The organism is Streptomyces sp. NPDC046335, assembly GCF_055587985.1.
In genome coordinates, this window is record NZ_JBVJFF010000001.1 from 603,700 (window position 1) to 621,526 (window position 17,827).

A 17,827-nucleotide genomic window follows, 5' to 3' on the forward strand; every position below is an offset into this window, starting at 1 on the left:
CTATGACCCGCGGTCACCCCTACAGACGCCTGTCTGGCCGGCCCGTCCGGCACGGCGCAGGCTTCACCCATGACCGAGACAACCAGCACCACCCCCACGATGTGGCGCCGCCGGAACGACTCCTCCGGCCTCGCCGAGCCCCGCCCCTTCATCCGCGTCTACACGGGTCCCGGCACCCTGGACGCCCTGGCCGCCTCGTACGAACGGCTGCTCGGCACGGAACGGGACATGTGGTTCTCGTATCCGGAGAAGCGGCTCGCCCTCGCGGCGGTCGGCGCCTTCCTCCTCATCGAGGGCACGGAGGAGACCCTGGCCCCCTTCCGCGCGACGCACGGCACACTGCTCGTCGACTCGGCGCGGACCTACCTGGACCGCCTGGCCGCGGAAGGCGCGGAGATCACGGAGCCGCTGATCAAGGTCCCGACCGGCTCGGGCTTCACGGCACGCCACCGGGACGGCACGGTCATCGAATACGTGGAGCACCGGCCGACGGAGGAGGGGCTGTAGGGGAGGGGGAGCGGTCCCGCAGGGGGGACCTGTCGGCGGAGGACTCATGTCCTCGGGGCGATGAGCTCATGGCGGTGCTGGTCTTGGACGCCTCAACTCGGGCGCCATAGCGTCGAGTTGTTCGCACGCAGATCGCCACGAGGAGATTCCGCCATGGGGAACAGCAGGGCTCGAACCATGCTCATGAGATGCGCCACCCTGTCGCTGGCCACCGCCGCGGTCGGCGTCCTCGCGGTGGGCAGCGCGGGTGCCGGTACCGCGAAGACCGACACCGCGGAGGCCGGTACCGCGAAGGCCGACGCCTCGAAGAAGGGCCGCGTCGAGGTCATCGAACTCCAGATCAAGGACCTTGAGTACAAGGCCGTCGATCTCGGCGAGGCGGGGCCGAGCCTGGGCGACATGAGCGTCTACTGCGGCACTGCCGTGGAGAACGGCCGCGAAGTCGGGGTCGGGGCCGGGACGTCTCAGATCGTCTACCTCGACGGCAGGAAGGCCACGTCCCAGGCCGTGATCACGCTGGAACTGGAGCGCGGCTCGCTGACGATGCAGTCGCTGCTGACGGACCGCGAGAGTCCGCTCGACATGGCCATCACCGGCGGCACGGGCGCCTACAAGGACGCCCGGGGCACTGTCCGCTACTGGGACATCGCCACGCCGAAGGAGAGGATGCGCGTCGAGATCCTGCACTGACGGAGGCACCGGACGTGCGGGCACGGCGGCACGGCTACCTCCGGGCGGCGGCCGTCACCCCGTGGCCGTCGTCGTCCGCCAGCCGTTCCGCCGTCCGCTCCGCCGTGGCGCGCGCCCAGCGGCCGCTGGTCAGGAGGCCGACGACGAGCACGGCGAGACCGCAGGCCACGAGAATCCACCAGGCGGGGCGGCTGGCCCCGGTGAAGTCCCGCGCGTACGAGGACGAGGCGACGCCCGAGGCCAGGACCGCGCCGATCACCGCGACGCCGAGCGTCTGGCCGATCTGGCGGCTCGTGGAGGCCACAGCGGCGGCCACGCCCGCCTGGGCGCGCGGCATCCCGGCGACCGCGGTGTTGGTGATCGGGGCGTTGACGAAACCGAAGCCGAGGCCGAAGAGGACGTAGCCGACGAAGCGCGTGACGCCCGCGTTCTCCGCCTCGAACGCCGCGAACAGCACGCCGGAGGCCGTCATCGCGACCCCCGCGATCAGCAGGGGGAGCCGCGGCCCGCGGCTGCCCACGAGCCGCCCGGACAGCGGCGCGCAGACCAGGGTCATGGCCGCCATCGGCAGCATCCACAGCCCGGCGTGCAGCGCGTCGAGGCCGCGGACGTCCTGGAGGTAGAGCGTCGAGAGGAAGAGGAAGCCGCCGAGCGACGCGAAGGCGCAGACCGCGATCACCGTGGCCCCGCTGAACGGCGCCGACCGGAAGAAGCGCAGGTCGATGAGGGGTTCCGCGCGGCGCGGCTCGTAGAGGACGAGCCCGGTCAGGCCGAGCAGTGCCGCTCCGGCGAAGGCGAGGATCAGCGGCGAGGTCCAGCCGGCGCTGGGCGCCTCGATGATCGCGTACGTCAGCGCGCCGAGCAGCACGATGACCAGGAGCTGCCCGACGGGGTCGGGGCGGCGCGGCTTCGGGGCGCGGGACTCGGGCACGTACCGCATGGTCAGGAAGAGCGCGGCGAGGCCGACCGGCAGGTTGATCCAGAAGATCGAGCGCCAGCCGACGGAGTCCACGAGCAGGCCGCCCACGATGGGGCCGGCCGCCATGGAGATGCCCACGACACCGCCCCAGACGCCGATGGCCCTGGCCCGCTCGCGCGGCTCGGTGAACGTGTTGGTGATGATCGACATCGCCACGGGGTTGAGCATCGAACCGCCCACCGCCTGGACCATGCGGAACGCCACGAGGCAGGGCAGGTTCGGCGCGAGCGAACAGAGCACCGAGCCGACGGTGAAGATCACCAGGCCCGCCTTGAAGACCTTGCGGCGGCCGACGCGGTCGGCGGTCGAGCCCGCGAGCATGAGCAGCGCGGCGAGGACGAGCGTGTACGCGTCGATGGTCCACTGCATGCCCGAGACGCTGGCGTCGAACTCCCGCTTCATGGTCGGCAGGGCGACGTTCAGGACGGTGTTGTCGAGACTGACGATCAGCAGGCTCATGCAGCAGATCGCGAGGACGACCATGCGTCCGCGGTGGGTAAGTTCATCGGGCATGTATTCGACGGTAGCCCGCCGCGGGAGACGCGGCCCGACCGCCGGGCGACGACCGGTCCCCGGAGTGAGGGACAATAGAGGGTCCCGTCGTCCGTCCCGGAGAGCTCCCCATGCCGTCCAAGCCCCTGTCGATCGGCCCGCACACCGTCCGGCCGCCCGTCGTGCTCGCCCCCATGGCGGGCATCACGAACGCGCCGTTCCGGACGCTGTGCCGGGAGTTCTCCGGCGGCAAGGGCCTCTTCGTCAGCGAGATGATCACGACGCGCGCCCTGGTCGAGCGCAACGAGAAGACCATGCAGCTCGTCCACTTCGACGAGACCGAGAAGCCGCGGTCCATCCAGCTGTACGGCGTCGACCCGGCGACCGTCGGCAAGGCCGTCCGCATGATCGCGGAAGAGGACCTCGCCGACCACATCGACCTGAACTTCGGCTGCCCCGTCCCCAAGGTGACCCGCAAGGGCGGCGGCTCCGCGCTCCCGTACAAGCGCCCGCTGCTTCGAGCGATCCTCCGCGAGGCCGTCAGCGGCGCCGGGGACCTCCCCGTCACCATGAAGATGCGCAAGGGCATCAACGACGAGCACATCACCTTCCTCGACGCGGGCCGCATCGCGGTCGAGGAGGGCGTCACCGCGATCGCCCTGCACGGCAGGACGGCCGCGCAGCACTACGGCGGCACGGCCGACTGGGACGCCATCGCGCGCCTCAAGGAGCACGTGCCGGAGATCCCGGTGCTCGGCAACGGCGACATCTGGTCGGCGGCGGACGCGGTCCGCATGATGAACGAGACCGGCTGCGACGGCGTCGTCGTGGGCCGCGGCTGCCTCGGCCGCCCCTGGCTCTTCGGCGACCTGGTGGCGGCCTTCGAGGGCACGGGCGCGCCCAAGGCCCCCGACCTGCGCGAGGTCTCCGCCGTCATGCTGCGCCACGCCACGCTCCTCGGCGAGTGGATCGGCGACGAGGCACGGGGCGTCATCGACTTCCGCAAGCACGTGGCGTGGTACCTCAAGGGCTTCGCGGTCGGCTCGGAGATGCGCAAGCGCCTGGCGATCACGTCGTCGCTCGCCGAGCTGGAGGACGGCCTCGGCGAACTGGACCTCGACCAGCCGTGGCCCACGGGCGCCGACGGCCCCCGCGGCCGTACGTCGGGCAACAACCGCGTGGTCCTCCCGGACGGCTGGCTGAAGGACCCGTACGACTGCGCGGGCATCAGCGAGGACGCCGAGCTGGACACGTCGGGCGGCTGAAGAGCGCCCTGAAGGGGCGCGGGGAACTGCGCGACCAGCCACATACGGCCCGCGGACGACGTGAATCCGGCGGAAGCGCTACGCCGGCGTCACCGTGACGGGAAGTTCCTTGATCCCGTTGACGAAGTTGGACCGTACGCGGCGGACCTCGCCGGCCAGGCGGATGTCGGCGATACGCGGCAGCAGCTCCTCGAACATGACCCGCATCTCCAGACGCGCCAGCGCGTTCCCGAGGCAGAAATGCGGGCTCCCCTTGCCGAAGGTCACGTGGTCGACGTCCCGCCGGGTGACGTCGAAGCGGTAGGGGTCGGGGAAGACGGCCTCGTCCCGGTTGCCGGAGGCGAACCAGAGCACCACCTTGTCCCCCTCCCTGATCCGCTGACCGCCGAGGACGACGTCCCGCGTGGCCGTGCGCCGGAAGTGGTAGACGGGCGAGGCCCAGCGCAGGCACTCCTCGACGGCCCCGGGGATGAGCGAGGGGTCGGCGACGAGCTTGGCGCGCTCCTCGGGGTGCTCGATCAGGGCGAGCATGGAGTGCGAGATGGCGTGCCGGGTCGTCTCGTTGCCGGCGACGACGAGCAGCAGGAAGTAGTTGTCGAAGTCGGTGGCGGAGAGCGGCACACCGTCCTTGGGCGAGCTGTTGACCAGGGTGCTGACCAGGTCGTCGCCGTCTCCTCCCCGGCGCCGCGCGGCCAGTTCCCTCCCGTACGCGAAGACTTCGAGGGCGGCGGGGGAGCGGAAGGGCAGGTCGCGGTACTGCTCGCTCTCGGTGCTCTCCAGGAGGACGTCGGCGTAGTCGGGGTCAGTGTTGCCGATGATGCGGTTGCCCCAGTCGATGAGCTGCTGGGTGTCCTCCCGCGGCACGTCGAGCATGCGCGCCAGGACGTTGATCGGGAAGTCCGCGGAGATCTCCTTGACGAAGTCGAAGCGGCCCTTGGGCAGGGCCGCGTCCAGGGTGCGCCCGGTCAGGCCGCGCAGGAACGTCTCGTACGTCGCGACGGCCCGCGGCGTGAACCGCTTCTGGAGGATCAGCCGCATCGCGCGGTGCCGCAGGCCGTCGGTCTCCAGGAGTGAGCGGCGCAGCGCGATGTGGTCCTCGTCGACCTCTTCGAGGTTGGTGAACCGCTCCGAGGTGAACGTCTCGGGGTCGCGGTCGACGCGCACGATGTCCGCGTGCCGGGTGACCGCCCAGAAGCCGGAGTTGGGGGCGGGTTCGGGCTGCCAGTGGACGGGGTCCTCGCGTCGCAGCACGTCGAACATCCGCCAGGGCAGCGTGGCGTCGGTGAAGCGGTCGTTGTCGGCGAGGTCGACGTCGTCGAGGGTGAGGGGCGCGGGGCCCGTGACCGTACGCATGGACGTACTCCTTCGCAGGCGCTCGGGGTGCGGTCAGTTGAGGAAGGCGTACTCCGTGAACTCCCAGTCGGTGACGGCCCGCTGGAAGCGTTCGAGTTCGTCGCGCTTGTACGTGAGGAAGGCCCCGGTGAAGCCCGCGCCGAGCAGCCCGGTGAGCGCCTCGTCGGCCTCCAGGGAGTCGAGGGCCGCGGCGAGGGTGGCGGGCAGGCGGGGCGCGGTGGTCTCGTCGTAGCCGTAGCCCTGGAGCGGGGCGGGCGGGTCGAGGCCCTCGCGCAGGCCGAGGAGCAGGGCGGCCAGGGCTCCGGCGACGGCGAGGTAGGGGTTGGCGGAGGCGTCGCCGAGGCGCAGCTCCAGGCGGGTGCCCGCGCCGCGCTCGGGCGGGACGCGGACCATCGCGCTGCGGTTGTCGAGCCCCCAGTCGATCAGCCAGGGGGCGAGGGTGTCGGGGCCGAAGCGCTTGTAGGAGTTGACGGTGGGGTTGAGCAGCGCGGTGAGCGCGGGGGCGTGCGCGAGGACACCGGCGATGGCGTGCCGCGCGGTGTCCGAGAGGCCCATGGGGTCGGCGGGGTCGTCGAAGACATTGCGCCCGGCGGCGTCGGTCAGCGAGATGTGCAGGTGGAAGCCGGAGCCGCCGCCGGTGGTGAACGGCTTGGCCATGAAGGTCGCGAGGCGCCCCTCGCGGCGGGCCGTCTCCTTGACGGCGGCCTTGAAGCGGAACGCGCGGTCGGCGGCGTCCAGGGCCTCGGAGTGGTCGAGGTTGATCTCGAACTGCCCGCCGTCGAACTCGTGGTTCCCCGCGATCACGCCGATGCCGAGGCCGTCAAGGAGCCGCAGGGTGCGCAGGAGATGCCCGTCGGGGTCGCCGCGCCTGCCCGCGCTGTAGACGTTGCCGGTGGCACCGCCGTACGGGACCCAGCCCGACGCGGCGGCGGGGTCGGCCTCGCAGAGGAAGTACTCCAGCTCGGGGCCGACGACCGCGGTGAGGCCCGCCGCTCCGGCCCACTGCGCCGCGGCGTCGAGCACCCGGCGCAGCAGGGCGCGCGGCGACTCCGGGGCCGGTTCGCCGGTGAGGGGGTCGAGGGTGTCGCCCAGGCACCAGGCGACGCCGGGCTCCCAGGGCAGCGGCTGAAGGGTGCTGAGGTCGGGGTAGACGCAGACGTCGGGGAGCCCGGCGTCGAGCCCGCCCGCGACGGGGACGACGTCGCCGCCGGGGGTGGTGTGGTAGACGGCACGGCAGAAGGCGAGACCGTGCCCGCAGGCGCTCGGCAGGTGCCCGACGAGGACGTCACGGCCCCGGTCGGCGCCGATGAGGTCGGGGTAGACGACGCGGACGACGTCGGTGCCGCGCTCGCGCAGCGCCCGTACGACCTGCCCGACGTCCCCCTGGTCCGCCGGTCCGCCCTGCCCTCGTGGTGGTCCGTTCGCTTCACTCACCCGTGTCCCAGCCTTTCTGAGGGGTGGATCGGGACGGGGGCACTGCCTGCGTGCCGAGGGTTGTCGTTTGAATTCAAACGGTAGGCAGGCGCGGGGGTGCGCGCAAGAGGGTGTGCGGCGCCCGCCTCTCGCGAACTCCGGCTCTGTTGCGGGTAGTTGCGGCGATCGAGTCGTGGCCCACCCCGTGACAGAACGGCTCGACGGGCATATCGTACGGGGTCAAACGAAAGGCGCATGGCGGCAGTGGGACGGCAGTCGAAGGAGCCCGCGCGATGACCGAGGTCCGAGGATTCTTCCCGCCCAGGACGGCGACCGGGCGGTCCTCCGTGGTGCCCGCGCCGCCCTGGCACTACTCGGGCGACCTGCTCACCGTCGAGTACCGCACCGACCCCGCGCGGGTGCGGGAGCTGCTGCCCGAGCCGCTGGAGCCCGCGGAGAGCGATCCCGGGGCGGTCGCGCTGATCTGGGCCGACTGGCAGTCCTGCGGCGAGAGCGGGGCCGAACTGCTCGACCCCGTACGGGCCCAGTACAAGGAGTGCTTCGCGGTCGTGAGGTGCGCGTACCGGGGGCGGACCTACTCGCGGTGCGTCTACATCTGGGTCGACAAGGACTTCGCCATCGCCCGCGGCAACCACCAGGGCTACCCCAAGAAGCTCGGCTCCATCCAGATGACCCGGCCGCACCCCTTCGGCCCCGCCCCGCGCGTCGAGGCGGGCGCGGCCTTCGGCGCCACGCTCGCCGCCGCCGACCGCAGGCTGGCCCAGGCGGTGGTGACCCTGCGCGAGCCGTCCGCGAACAACGGCTTTGTCAACGGCCACCCGATGGCGCACCACCGCACGCTCCCGGCCATCGACGGCAAGGGCCTCGCCCTGGACGAACTGATCGAGTCAGGCGCCGCCGCCTTCGAGGGCGGCCAGGCGTGGTCGGGCGATGCGGAGCTGCGCCTCTTCCCATCGCCCACGGAGGAGCTGGCCGCCCTCGCGGTGGAGGAGCCGATCGGTGCGTACTACCGGCAGGTGGGCGTCGTCTGGAACGGCGGGACCGTGCTGGAGCGGGGGCTTCGGGGCTAGGGGGACTCCAGGACAGGGGACTTCAGGGGCAGCGGGGATTTCAGGACCAGCGGGAGCGCACGGGGGGCGGGGGCGCCGGTTTCGGCCGGCGCCCCCGCAGGGCTGTCCGGCGGGGGACGCGCTAGCGTTTGAGCCCGTACGAACACTTGCCGGCACCACGCGCACCACGCGCACCACGCGCACCGCGGGAACGAGGAGACACGTACGTGACGGGCCATCGCTCCATCCGTGAGACCGAGAAGGCGGTCCGGGACAAGCTCGGCGGGACGCCCGTCGAGCACGACCGGATGGCCGCCGTGGCGAACATCTACCGCGCGGCGTCGGCCGTCCGGCAGCACTTCGAGAACTCCGTGCTGCGCGGCGCCGAACTGACGTGGACGTCGTTCGTCGTGCTCTATGTCGTCTGGATCTGGGGCGAGATGGAGACGCGGTACGTCGCCGAGGAGGCGGGCATCTCCAAGGGCACGCTCACCGGGGTGGCCCGCACGCTGGCGGGCCGTGGCCTCATGGAGCGCCGCGGCCACCCCGACGACGGGCGGCTGGCGCTGCTGCGGCTCACGGACGAGGGGGAGCGGCTGATGGGCGAGGTCTTCCCCGCGTTCAACGCCGAGGAGGCCTTCGTCACCGAGGGGCTGACCGACGCGGAGTGCCGCACGCTCGCCGACCTGCTCCGCAAGATCGTCGTACGGACCGAGGATAAGGGCGAGGAGCGCAGGCTCGAACTCCTGGACGGCGCGGAGCCCGCCCCGCGCAGGAGCGGCCGCCGGGCGCGGACGGAGGCCTGAGCGGCGTAGCGCTGGGTGAGGCGACCGGGGGAGCCGCGGTCAAGGCGCGGCGCGAGTGGGGGAGGCGTCCGGTCGCGAACGGCCGGCCAACTGCGCGCCCGTAGCGAGGGGTTGACCCCGTCGCCCGCCCCTCCTATGTTGTTTGGGGTCAAACGAACTGGAGGTCGCGATGGCTCTTCCAGAGGTTCCGCTGCCGACGGCCACCGTCGCCGGCGTACCCGTCGACACCCGCCACTGGATAGGCGGCGCCCGCATCGCCTCGGCCGACCCCGAGGCCACCGCGGCCCCCAGTTTCACGACCCACTCGCCCATCGACGGCGCCCCCCTCGCCGAGATCGTCCGCGGCGGCGCCCCGGAGGCCCGCGCGGCCGTGGCCGCCGCGCGCGACGCGTTCCCCGGCTGGGCCGCGACGCCGCCCGCCGAGCGCGCCCGGCTGCTGCACGCCATGGCCGACGGGGTCGACGCCATGGCCGAGGACCTCGCCCGCGTGGAGACCGCCGACAACGGCGCCCTGCTGCGCTCGCACCGCCGCGGCGTCATGCCCCGCGTCGCCCACAACCTCCGCTACTTCGCCGACCGCCTCCTCGCCCTGGCCCACCCCGACTTCGACACCCGCGGCCACACCAACCACGTGACCTGGGACCCGGCGGGCCCCGCCGTACTCATCACGCCGTGGAACGCGCCGCTGATGCTGGCGAGCTGGAAGATCGCGCCCGCGCTCGCCGCGGGCTCCACCGTGGTGCTCAAGCCCGCCGAGTGGACACCGCTGACCGCCTCCCTCTTCGCCGACATCACGCACGAGGCGGGACTGCCGCCCGGCGTCTTCAACCTCGTACAGGGGTACGGAGAGGAGGCCGGGGCGCCCCTGGTCGCCGACCCCGACGTACGCCGCGTCAGCTTCACCGGCTCCGTGCCCACCGCGCGCCGCATCGCGCGGGCCGCCGCCGCGCACCTCACGCCGTGCGGCTTCGAGCTGGGCGGGAAATCGCCGCTGCTCGTCTTCGCCGACGCGGACCTGGACCTGGCGGCGGACCTCGCCGTCGAGCAGTACGACAACGCGGGGCAGGTCTGCCTCGCCGCCACCCGGCTCCTCGTGGAGGAGTCCGCACGCGAAGCGTTCCTCGGTCACTTTCTTGACCGGGTGACGAAGTTGACCCAGGGAGATCCGCGCGACGAGGCCACCGACATCGGGCCCTCCATCCACCCCCGGCACGTGGAGCGCGTCGACGGCTTCGTGCGCCGCGCCCTCGCGGCGGGCGCCACGCCCGTCATCGGCGGCGGCCGCAACACCGGCCTGGGCGGGACCTACTACCTCCCCACCCTCCTCACCGGCGTCGCACAGGACTCCGAGATCGTCCAGGAAGAGGTCTTCGGGCCCGTCCTCACCCTCCAGACCTTCCCCGACGGCGACGAGGACGAGGCCGTGCGGCTCGCCAACGGCACCCGCTTCGGCCTCGCCGCCACCCTGGCCACCGGCGACCGCGAGCGCGCCCGCCGGATCGCCGCGCGGCTCGTCGCCGGCACGGTCTGGGTCAACTGCTTCTTCGTGCGCGACCTCTCCGCGCCCTTCGGCGGCTCCCGGCAGTCCGGCGTCGGGCGCGAGGGCGGCGACTGGTCCTTCGACTTCTACTGCGACCTGAAGAACACCGTGACCGCGCCGGGGGCAGGGGAGGAGGCCCGCCATGGGTGAGATCGTCGGGGCGGGCCTCCTCGCCCACGTGCCGACCATCGTGCTGCCCGAGGAGACCCGCAAGGAGCTCAACGAAGGCCGCGAGACCAGCCTCGTCCCCGGCCTGCGCGGACTGCGCCACGACGTCTTCGAGACCCTCGACTACGACACCGTGGTCGTCCTCGACTCGCACTGGGCGACCACCGTCGAGTTCGTCGTCACCTCGCACCCGCGCCGCGCCGGGCTCTTCACCTCCGAAGAGCTGCCGCGCGGCATGTGCCGCATGCCGTACGACTATCCGGGGGACCCCAAACTCGCCCACGCCGTCGCCGGTTTCGCCGACCGTCACGGCACCTGGATCACCCCGGTCGACGATCCCTTCCTGCCCGTGTACTACGCCACGATCAACCTGTGGACGTACCTGGGCGCCGGCCTCCCCGACAAGAAGTGGATCTCGATCGGGGTCTGTCAGACCGGTGACGTGGAGGACCACCTGCGGCTCGGCCGCGCGCTCGCCGACGGCATCGCGTCCCTCCCCGGCCGCAGGGTCCTCCTCATCGCCTCCGGGGCCCTGTCCCACACCTTCTGGCCGCTGCGCGAGCTGCGCGCCCACGAGGCGAGCGACCCCGCCCACATCCGCACGCCCGAGGCGCGCGCCGCCGACGAGCGCCGCATCGCCTGGTTCGAGGCCGGCGACCACGCGCGGGTCCTCGCCACCATGCCGGAGTTCCTCACGTACCGGCCCGAGGCGCGCTTCAGCCACTACCTGATGATGATCGGCGCCCTCGGCGAGGACCGGTGCACCGCCCCGGGGCGCGCCTACAGCGCGTACGAGAACTCCATCGGCACCGGGCAGGTGCACCTGTGGTTCGACCGCCCGGCCGACGGCTGGACCGGCAGCACCCGTGAGCGGGGTGAGGGCGCCGCATGACCACCACGGAGAACACGGCCACCACCGAGTACCGCAGGATTCTGCTCGACGGGGCGGCCGTGCAGGTCGTACGGGAAGGCGACGAGCTGATCGCCCACGACGGGCGCCGCGTGCAGGCCGCCGAGGCGCACCACCTGCCGCCCGTCCGCCCCTCCAAGGTGATCGCCGTCCACCTCAACCACCGCAGCAGGGTCGCCGAGTTCGGCGCGAGCCTGCCGCCCGCGCCCACCTACTTCCACAAGCCGGTCTCCGCGCTCAACAGCCACGGCGGCGCCGTCGTACGGCCCGAGGGCTGCCGTTACCTCAACTACGAGGGCGAGATCGGCATCGTCATCGGCCGCACCTGCCGCAACATCGCCCCCGCGGAAGCCGGTCCGTACATCGCGGGCTTCACCGTCGCCAACGACTACGGCCTGCACGACTTCCGCGACACCGACGCCGGTTCGATGCTGCGCGTCAAGGGCTCCGACACGCTCTGCCCGCTCGGGCCCGGACTCGTCACCGGCTGGGACTTCCGCGGCAAGTACCTGCGGACGTACGTCAACGGACGGCTCGCGCAGGACGGTTCCACCGACGAGATGCAGTGGGACATGCACTACCTCGTCGCCGACATCGCCCGCACGATCACCCTGGAACCCGGCGACGTCCTGCTCTCCGGCACACCCGCGGGCTCCCGCCCGGTCCGGCCCGGCGACGTCGTCGAGGTCGAGGCCGAGGGGCTCGGGCGCCTCACCAACCACATCGTCACCGGGCCGACGGCCGTACGCGCCGACGTCGGCGCCCAGCCCACCGCGTCCGAGGAGGTCCTCTCCACGGCACTCGGCGGCGACTGGGAGTTCCGGGGCATCCGCGCGCCGCGCCGCTGAGTACCCGCCGCAGCAGAGGAGTTCACGTGCTCAAGGTCACCGTCGACATGGATGTCTGCCAGAACCACGGGCAGTGCGTCTTCGCCGCGCCGGACGTCTTCCGGCTCGACGACGACGGCCACCTCTCCTACGTCGCGTCGCCGGACGGATCGCTGCGCGACGACGCCGAGGAAGCCGCCGACGTCTGTCCGTTGCAGGCCATCCGGGTCGAGGGCTGAACCGTGGCGGCCCAGGGCACCGCCGCCATGGGGACACAGGGCATCGCCGTCGTGGGGGCGTCGCTCGGCGGCCTGCGCGCCGCCGAGCAGCTCCGCGCCGCCGGGTGGCGCGGCGGCATCACGCTCTACGGCGACGAACCCCACCTCCCGTACAACCGCCCCCCGCTGACCAAGGACGTGCTCGCGGGCCGCGCGCACGCGAGCGCCACGGAGCTGCGCCGCCGGCCGAGCGTCGCCGACGCCGAGTGGCGCCTGGGCACGGCGGTCACCGCCGCCGACCTCCGGGCACGCACCCTGACGCTGGCGGACGGCACGGTCCTTCCCTACGGGGGTCTGGTGGCCGCCACGGGGGTGCGGCCCCGGCGGCTCCCGCTGCCCGGTGGCCCGCCCCGGCACGTCGTCCGCACCCTGGAGGACTCGGCGGCGCTGGCCGCCCGGCTGACGGCGGGCGCCCGGGTACTGGTCATCGGCTCCGGCTTCATCGGCTGCGAGGTGGCGGCCACCGCGCGCACCGCGGGCTGTGCGGTGACCGTCGTCGCCCCGGAGGCGCAGCCCATGGTCCTCGCCCTCGGCACGGACCTCGCGCGGGCCCTGCGGCTGCGGCACGAGGCGCGGGGCGTGCGGTTCCGCATGGGCCGCCTCGTCACCGCGCTGACCCCGGCGGGGGCGGTGCTCGACGACGGCACGGAGGCCGCCGCCGACGTGCTCGTGGAGGCCGTGGGCTCGCTGCCCAACACCGAGTGGCTGGCCGCCACCGAGGGGATCGACCTCACCGACGGCATCCTGTGCGACGCCCATCTGCGCATCGGCGGCCTCCCGCACGCGGTGGCCGTCGGCGACGTGGCCCGCTTCCCCAACCCCCGCTACGGCCCCGAGCCGCACCGCGTCGAGCACTGGTCGGTGCCCGGCGACACCGCGCGCCACGCGGCCCGCACCTTGGTCGCCGGGCTCACCGGCACCGTCCGCGACCCGGCGCCCTGCGCGCCGCTGCCGTCCTTCTGGAGCGACCAGTTCGAGCTGCGGCTCCAGTCCTTCGGGCACCCCGCCCTCGCCGACCGCTGCGAGCTCCTCGCGGGCGACCCGGACTCGGTGGACGGCGACCTGCTGTACGCGTACCACCGGGGCCCGCGGCTCATCGGCGTCGCCGCCCTCGGCGGACCCGGGGCCGCCGCCGCGGCAGGCCGCCACCGGGCCGCCCTCATGACGCTGCCCGAGCCGGTGACCTGACCCGGCCCGGGCACGCGCGCGGGGCATGCGAAAGGGCGGCACCCCCGCACGGGTGCCGCCCCTTCATGAGGCGAGCCACAGGCTCTGGACCGGAACCGCCGCCGCATCGGTTGAGGGTCGGGGACACGGCGGCGGTCCCGGGGTCTTCGGGCAGGCGCCTACCGGTGGTCGCTGCCCGTGGAGTGCGAGGCGGCGCGGCCCGCTTCGAGCCGGGCCACCGGGATGCGGAACGGTGAGCAGGAGACGTAGTCCAGGCCCACCTCGTGGAAGAAGTGCACCGACTCCGGGTCACCGCCGTGCTCGCCGCAGACGCCCAGCTTCAGGTCCGGACGGGTCGCGCGGCCGGCCTTGACCGCGTCCCGCACGAGCCGGCCGACGCCGTCCCTGTCGATCGTCTCGAACGGGGAGACACCGAAGATGCCCTTCTCCAGGTACGCCGTGAAGAAGCTCGCCTCCACGTCGTCGCGGGAGAAGCCCCAGACGGTCTGCGTGAGGTCGTTCGTGCCGAAGGAGAAGAACTCCGCGGCCTCCGCGATCTGGTCGGCCGTCAGCGCGGCCCGCGGCAGCTCGATCATCGTGCCGAGCGCGAGCTTCAGCTCGACGCCGGTCGTCTCCTGGACCTCCGCGATGACCTGCTCGGCCTCCTCGCGGACGATCTCCAGCTCCTGGACCGTGCCGACGAGCGGAATCATGATCTCCACGCGCGGGTCGCCCTTGGCGTTCTTCCGCTCGGCTGCGGCCTCCGCGATGGCCCGCACCTGCATGGTGAACAGACCGGGGATGACGAGCCCGAGACGGACGCCGCGCAGACCCAGCATCGGGTTCTGCTCGTGCAGCCGGTGCACGGCCTGGAGCAGGCGCAGGTCGTTCTCGTTGGGGTCCTTGCGGGACTCGGCGAGCGCCACGCGCACCGACAGCTCGGTGATGTCGGGCAGGAACTCGTGCAGCGGCGGGTCGAGGAGCCGGACGGTGACGGGCAGGCCGTCCATCGCCTCGAACAGCTCCACGAAATCCCGCTTCTGGAGCGGCAGAAGCTCCTTCAGCGCGTCCTCGCGCTCGTCGTCCGCGTCGGCGAGGATGAGGCGCTCGACCATCTCGCGGCGCTCACCGAGGAACATGTGCTCGGTGCGGCACAGGCCGATGCCCTGCGCCCCGAAGCGGCGCGCCCGCAGCGCGTCCTCGGCGTTGTCCGCGTTGGCGCGCACCCGCAGGCGCCGCACCCGGTCCGCGTACGCCATGACGCGGTGCACGGCGGCGACCAGCTCGTCGGCGTCGTCGGCGCCCGCGTGCATGCGGCCCTCGAAGTACTCGACGACGGGCGAGGGCACGACGGGCACCTCACCGAGGTACACCTTGCCGGTCGAGCCGTCGATGGAGACGGTGTCGCCCTCCTGGACGACCACGCCGCCCGGCGCGGTGAGGCAGCGCCGCTTGGTGTCGACCTCCAGCTCCTCGGCGCCGCAGACACAGGTCTTGCCCATGCCGCGCGCCACGACCGCCGCGTGCGAGGTCTTGCCGCCGCGCGAGGTCAGGATGCCCTCGGCGGCGATCATGCCGTCCAGGTCGTCGGGGTTGGTCTCGCGGCGGATCAGGATGACCTTCTCGCCCGAACGCGACCACTTGATCGCGGTGTACGAGTCGAAGACGGCCTTGCCGACCGCGGCACCGGGTGACGCGGCGATGCCCCGGCCGAGCTGCTCGACCTTCGCGCCCTCGTCGAAACGGGGGAACATGAGCTGCGCGAGCTGGGCGCCGTTGACGCGCTGGAGCGCCTCGGCCTCGTCGATGAGCCCCTGGTCCACGAGCTGCGTCGCGATGCGGAAGGCGGCACCGGCGGTGCGCTTGCCGACGCGGGTCTGGAGCATCCAGAGCTGACCGCGCTCAATGGTGAACTCGATGTCGCACAGATCCTTGTAGTGCGTCTCCAGCGTCTCCATGATCTGCATGAGCTGGTCGTACGACTTCTTGTCGATCTGCTCCAGATCGGCGAGGGGGACGGTGTTGCGGATGCCCGCCACGACGTCCTCGCCCTGCGCGTTCTGGAGGTAGTCGCCGTACACGCCCTGGTGGCCGCTGGCCGGGTCGCGGGTGAACGCGACGCCCGTGCCGGAGTCGGGGCCGAGGTTGCCGAAGACCATCGAGCAGATGTTGACGGCCGTGCCCAGGTCGCCGGGGATGCGCTCCTGGCGGCGGTAGAGCTTGGCGCGGTCGGTGTTCCACGACTCGAAGACCGAGCGGATCGCGAGGTCCATCTGCTCGCGCGGGTCCTGCGGGAAGTCCCGGCCGGCCTCGGTCTTGACGATCTTCTTGAACCGCGTGACCAGCTTCTTCAGGTCGGCGGCCTCCAGATCGGTGTCGACCGAGACCTTCTTCGCCTCCTTGGCCTTCTCCAGCGCGTCCTCGAAGAGGTCGCCGTCGACGCCGAGGACGGTCTTGCCGAACATCTGGATGAGCCGGCGGTAGGAGTCCCACGCGAAGCGGTCGTCGCCGGACTGCTTGGCGAGGCCGGTGACGGACTTGTCGGAGAGCCCGATGTTCAGGACGGTGTCCATCATGCCGGGCATCGAGAACTTGGCGCCCGAGCGGACGGAGACGAGCAGCGGGTCGTCGGCCTGACCCAGCTTCTTGCCCATCTTCTGCTCAAGGGCGTCGAGGTGCGCACTCACCTCGTCCCGCAGCGGAGCCGGCTCCTCGCCGCTGTCGAGGTACGTCTTGCACGCCTCGGTGGTGATGGTGAAGCCCGGAGGGACGGGCAGCCCGAGGTTGGTCATCTCGGCGAGGTTCGCGCCCTTGCCGCCGAGGAGGTCCTTGAGGTCCCTGTTGCCTTCGGTGAAGTCGTAAACGAACTTAACGCCCTCACTCGTGTGAGCTACGTGGGGATCTTTGTTTTCCGACACGGGTCTCGGCTCCTCGAGGACTCGGTGGCTGCCCTGACGGCGAGGAACATACCCAGATCGAAGGCACCTGGGTACGTCCACTTGCGCGTCATGCGGCCGTAACCACCCGTCCGCCGCCAGATCGAAAGTGACCGAGGGGTAGCGAATGCTGGCGGCATGCATTCAACTCCTGAAGACTCAACCCCCGTAGACCCTGGGAAATGCTCACATGAGCGCGAGATTCTCAGATGTGAGTTCACGTCGTGAATGATCGAGCAGTGGCACTGAGTGCCACCCCTTGGAGAAGTGCAGCCGCCGCCCACTCGCTCATCTGAGCGCCACCCTTATCAGGGGTGGCGAGAATCACGCCGTTTGAAGGGGCCGGATGTCAGCATCCGGACGCCCCTGGGCGCGGCGATGGACACCCCGTGCCGGTGAACGGGACACGTCCCCACGGACACGACGGCCCGGCGCTGCCGACGGGTGGAGGATTCCGGCCAGATGTTCGGCGGCCTGTTCGGCGGCCTGTTCGGCGGCCGGGAAGCGGACGGGCTTGAGTGCCGGCCCGGGGGCGCGCCGGCGGAGGGGTCGTCAGGCCCCTGGCCAGGCCGTTCAGTCGTCGATTCCCGATCGTTCCACCCCCGCCACGATCCACCGCTGGAAGAAGAGGAACACCACGAGGAGCGGCAGGATCGAGACCGCTGCCGCGATGAACAGCTCGTGCAGGCGGATCACCTGGGAGGTGGTGAAGGTGGCCAGGGCCACCTGGACCGTCCATGCCTCGCGGTCCTGGCCGATCACCAGGGGCCAGAGGAAGGAGTTCCAGGCGCCGATGAAGACGATCGTGCCGACGGCCGCGAAGACGGGGCGGGAGTTGGGGACGACCACCCGCCAGTACGTGCGCCAGTAGCCGAGCCCGTCCACGCGGGCGGCGTCCTCCAGCTCCCGGGGGAAGCCCAGGAAGTACTGCCGGAAGATGAAGCACGCGAAGGCCGAGAACAGGGTCGGCACGATCAATCCGCGCAGGGTCGACACCCAGCCGAGCGACGAGACCAGGACGAAGCTCGGCACGAACGTGACGGCCGCCGGGACCATCATCGTGCCGAGGATCGCGTAGAAGACCTTGTCGGCGTGGCGGTACGGGATGCGCGCGAGGCCGTATCCGGCGAGTGAGGCGAGGAGCAGGGTGCCGAGGGTCGTCGCGACCGCGATCAGCGTCGAGTTGAGCAGGGCGTGCGCCATCGGCACCGTCGGGTCGTCGAAGAGCTCCGACAGGTTCGAGAAGCGCAGCGTCGAGGGGAAGAACGTCCAGTCGGGGGAGGTGATCTCGTCCTCGGACGCGAGGCCGTTGCGCAGGAGCAGGTAGAAGGGGATCAGGAAGAGGAGGGCGAGGGCGATGAGCAGGGCGGCGCGCAGGGCGCGGCCGACGCGGACCATGGCGTCGTCCAGGGGGCGCCGGGGGGCG

At 72.0% G+C, this 17,827-nt stretch carries 15 protein-coding genes; 10 read left to right on the forward strand and 5 right to left on the reverse strand.

Annotated features, from left to right (window positions below):
• Positions 1-69: 69 nt before the first annotated feature.
• Both ACZ6JY_RS02685 and ACZ6JY_RS02690 read left to right on the forward strand, forming a co-directional pair.
• On the forward strand, positions 70-507 hold the full coding sequence (locus tag ACZ6JY_RS02685; protein WP_469191491.1) for a VOC family protein: 438 nt from the start codon (positions 70-72) through the stop codon (positions 505-507).
• A 153-nt stretch (positions 508-660) separates the two neighbouring features.
• On the forward strand, positions 661-1,197 hold the full coding sequence (locus ACZ6JY_RS02690; RefSeq protein WP_469191493.1) for an allene oxide cyclase barrel-like domain-containing protein: 537 nt from the start codon (positions 661-663) through the stop codon (positions 1,195-1,197).
• Positions 1,198-1,231: 34 nt separating this feature from the next.
• Here the strand turns inward: ACZ6JY_RS02690 and ACZ6JY_RS02695 are convergent, their stop codons facing one another.
• Positions 1,232-2,689, reverse strand: a complete 1,458-nt coding sequence (locus tag ACZ6JY_RS02695) for an MFS transporter (protein ID WP_469191495.1) — start codon at positions 2,687-2,689, stop codon at positions 1,232-1,234.
• Between the two features lie 110 nt (positions 2,690-2,799).
• Between ACZ6JY_RS02695 and dusB the strand changes: the two genes are divergently transcribed.
• Positions 2,800-3,933, forward strand: a complete 1,134-nt coding sequence (gene dusB, locus ACZ6JY_RS02700) for a tRNA dihydrouridine synthase DusB (protein ID WP_469191497.1) — start codon at positions 2,800-2,802, stop codon at positions 3,931-3,933.
• A 78-nt stretch (positions 3,934-4,011) separates the two neighbouring features.
• Here the strand turns inward: dusB and ACZ6JY_RS02705 are convergent, their stop codons facing one another.
• Positions 4,012-5,286 carry a cytochrome P450 gene (locus ACZ6JY_RS02705; protein WP_469191499.1) on the reverse strand — a complete coding sequence of 425 codons (1,275 nt, stop codon included), beginning with the start codon at positions 5,284-5,286 and terminating at the stop codon, positions 4,012-4,014.
• Between the two features lie 33 nt (positions 5,287-5,319).
• Positions 5,320-6,642: a glutamine synthetase family protein gene (locus ACZ6JY_RS02710; RefSeq protein ID WP_469191910.1), complete on the reverse strand. Its 1,323-nt coding sequence runs from the start codon at positions 6,640-6,642 to the stop codon at positions 5,320-5,322.
• A 350-nt stretch (positions 6,643-6,992) separates the two neighbouring features.
• Here ACZ6JY_RS02710 and ACZ6JY_RS02715 point away from each other — a divergent pair, with 350 nt between their 5' ends.
• The 7 genes from ACZ6JY_RS02715 (at position 6,993) to ACZ6JY_RS02745 (ending at position 13,486) form a co-directional block, all read left to right on the forward strand.
• Complete coding sequence (locus ACZ6JY_RS02715; RefSeq protein ID WP_469191501.1) at positions 6,993-7,790, forward strand: acetoacetate decarboxylase family protein; 798 nt, start codon at positions 6,993-6,995, stop codon at positions 7,788-7,790.
• Between the two features lie 206 nt (positions 7,791-7,996).
• Positions 7,997-8,575: a MarR family winged helix-turn-helix transcriptional regulator gene (locus ACZ6JY_RS02720; protein WP_469191502.1), complete on the forward strand. Its 579-nt coding sequence runs from the start codon at positions 7,997-7,999 to the stop codon at positions 8,573-8,575.
• Positions 8,576-8,744: 169 nt separating this feature from the next.
• The gene (locus ACZ6JY_RS02725) at positions 8,745-10,265 is read left to right on the forward strand and encodes an aldehyde dehydrogenase family protein (protein ID WP_469191503.1); all 1,521 of its coding nucleotides are present in this window, start codon (positions 8,745-8,747) and stop codon (positions 10,263-10,265) included.
• The gene (locus ACZ6JY_RS02730) at positions 10,258-11,175 is read left to right on the forward strand and encodes a 3,4-dihydroxyphenylacetate 2,3-dioxygenase (RefSeq protein WP_469191505.1); all 918 of its coding nucleotides are present in this window, start codon (positions 10,258-10,260) and stop codon (positions 11,173-11,175) included. Before ACZ6JY_RS02725 ends, ACZ6JY_RS02730 begins: the two co-directional genes overlap by 8 nt.
• On the forward strand, positions 11,172-12,041 hold the full coding sequence (locus ACZ6JY_RS02735; protein WP_469191507.1) for a fumarylacetoacetate hydrolase family protein: 870 nt from the start codon (positions 11,172-11,174) through the stop codon (positions 12,039-12,041). Before ACZ6JY_RS02730 ends, ACZ6JY_RS02735 begins: the two co-directional genes overlap by 4 nt.
• Before the next feature lie 26 nt (positions 12,042-12,067).
• A complete protein-coding gene (locus ACZ6JY_RS02740; RefSeq protein WP_469191509.1) occupies positions 12,068-12,259 on the forward strand; it encodes a ferredoxin in 192 nt (63 codons plus the stop codon).
• A 27-nt stretch (positions 12,260-12,286) separates the two neighbouring features.
• Positions 12,287-13,486: an NAD(P)/FAD-dependent oxidoreductase gene (locus ACZ6JY_RS02745; RefSeq protein WP_469191912.1), complete on the forward strand. Its 1,200-nt coding sequence runs from the start codon at positions 12,287-12,289 to the stop codon at positions 13,484-13,486.
• Positions 13,487-13,644: 158 nt separating this feature from the next.
• On the opposite strand, the gene ppdK is transcribed toward ACZ6JY_RS02745, so the two are convergent.
• Together ppdK and ACZ6JY_RS02755 are read right to left on the reverse strand one after the other, a co-directional pair.
• Positions 13,645-16,383: a pyruvate, phosphate dikinase gene (gene ppdK / locus ACZ6JY_RS02750; RefSeq protein ID WP_469191511.1), complete on the reverse strand. Its 2,739-nt coding sequence runs from the start codon at positions 16,381-16,383 to the stop codon at positions 13,645-13,647.
• Between the two features lie 591 nt (positions 16,384-16,974).
• Positions 16,975-17,811 carry a carbohydrate ABC transporter permease gene (locus ACZ6JY_RS02755; protein ID WP_469191914.1) on the reverse strand — a complete coding sequence of 279 codons (837 nt, stop codon included), beginning with the start codon at positions 17,809-17,811 and terminating at the stop codon, positions 16,975-16,977.
• Between the last annotated feature and the right edge of the window lie 16 nt (positions 17,812-17,827).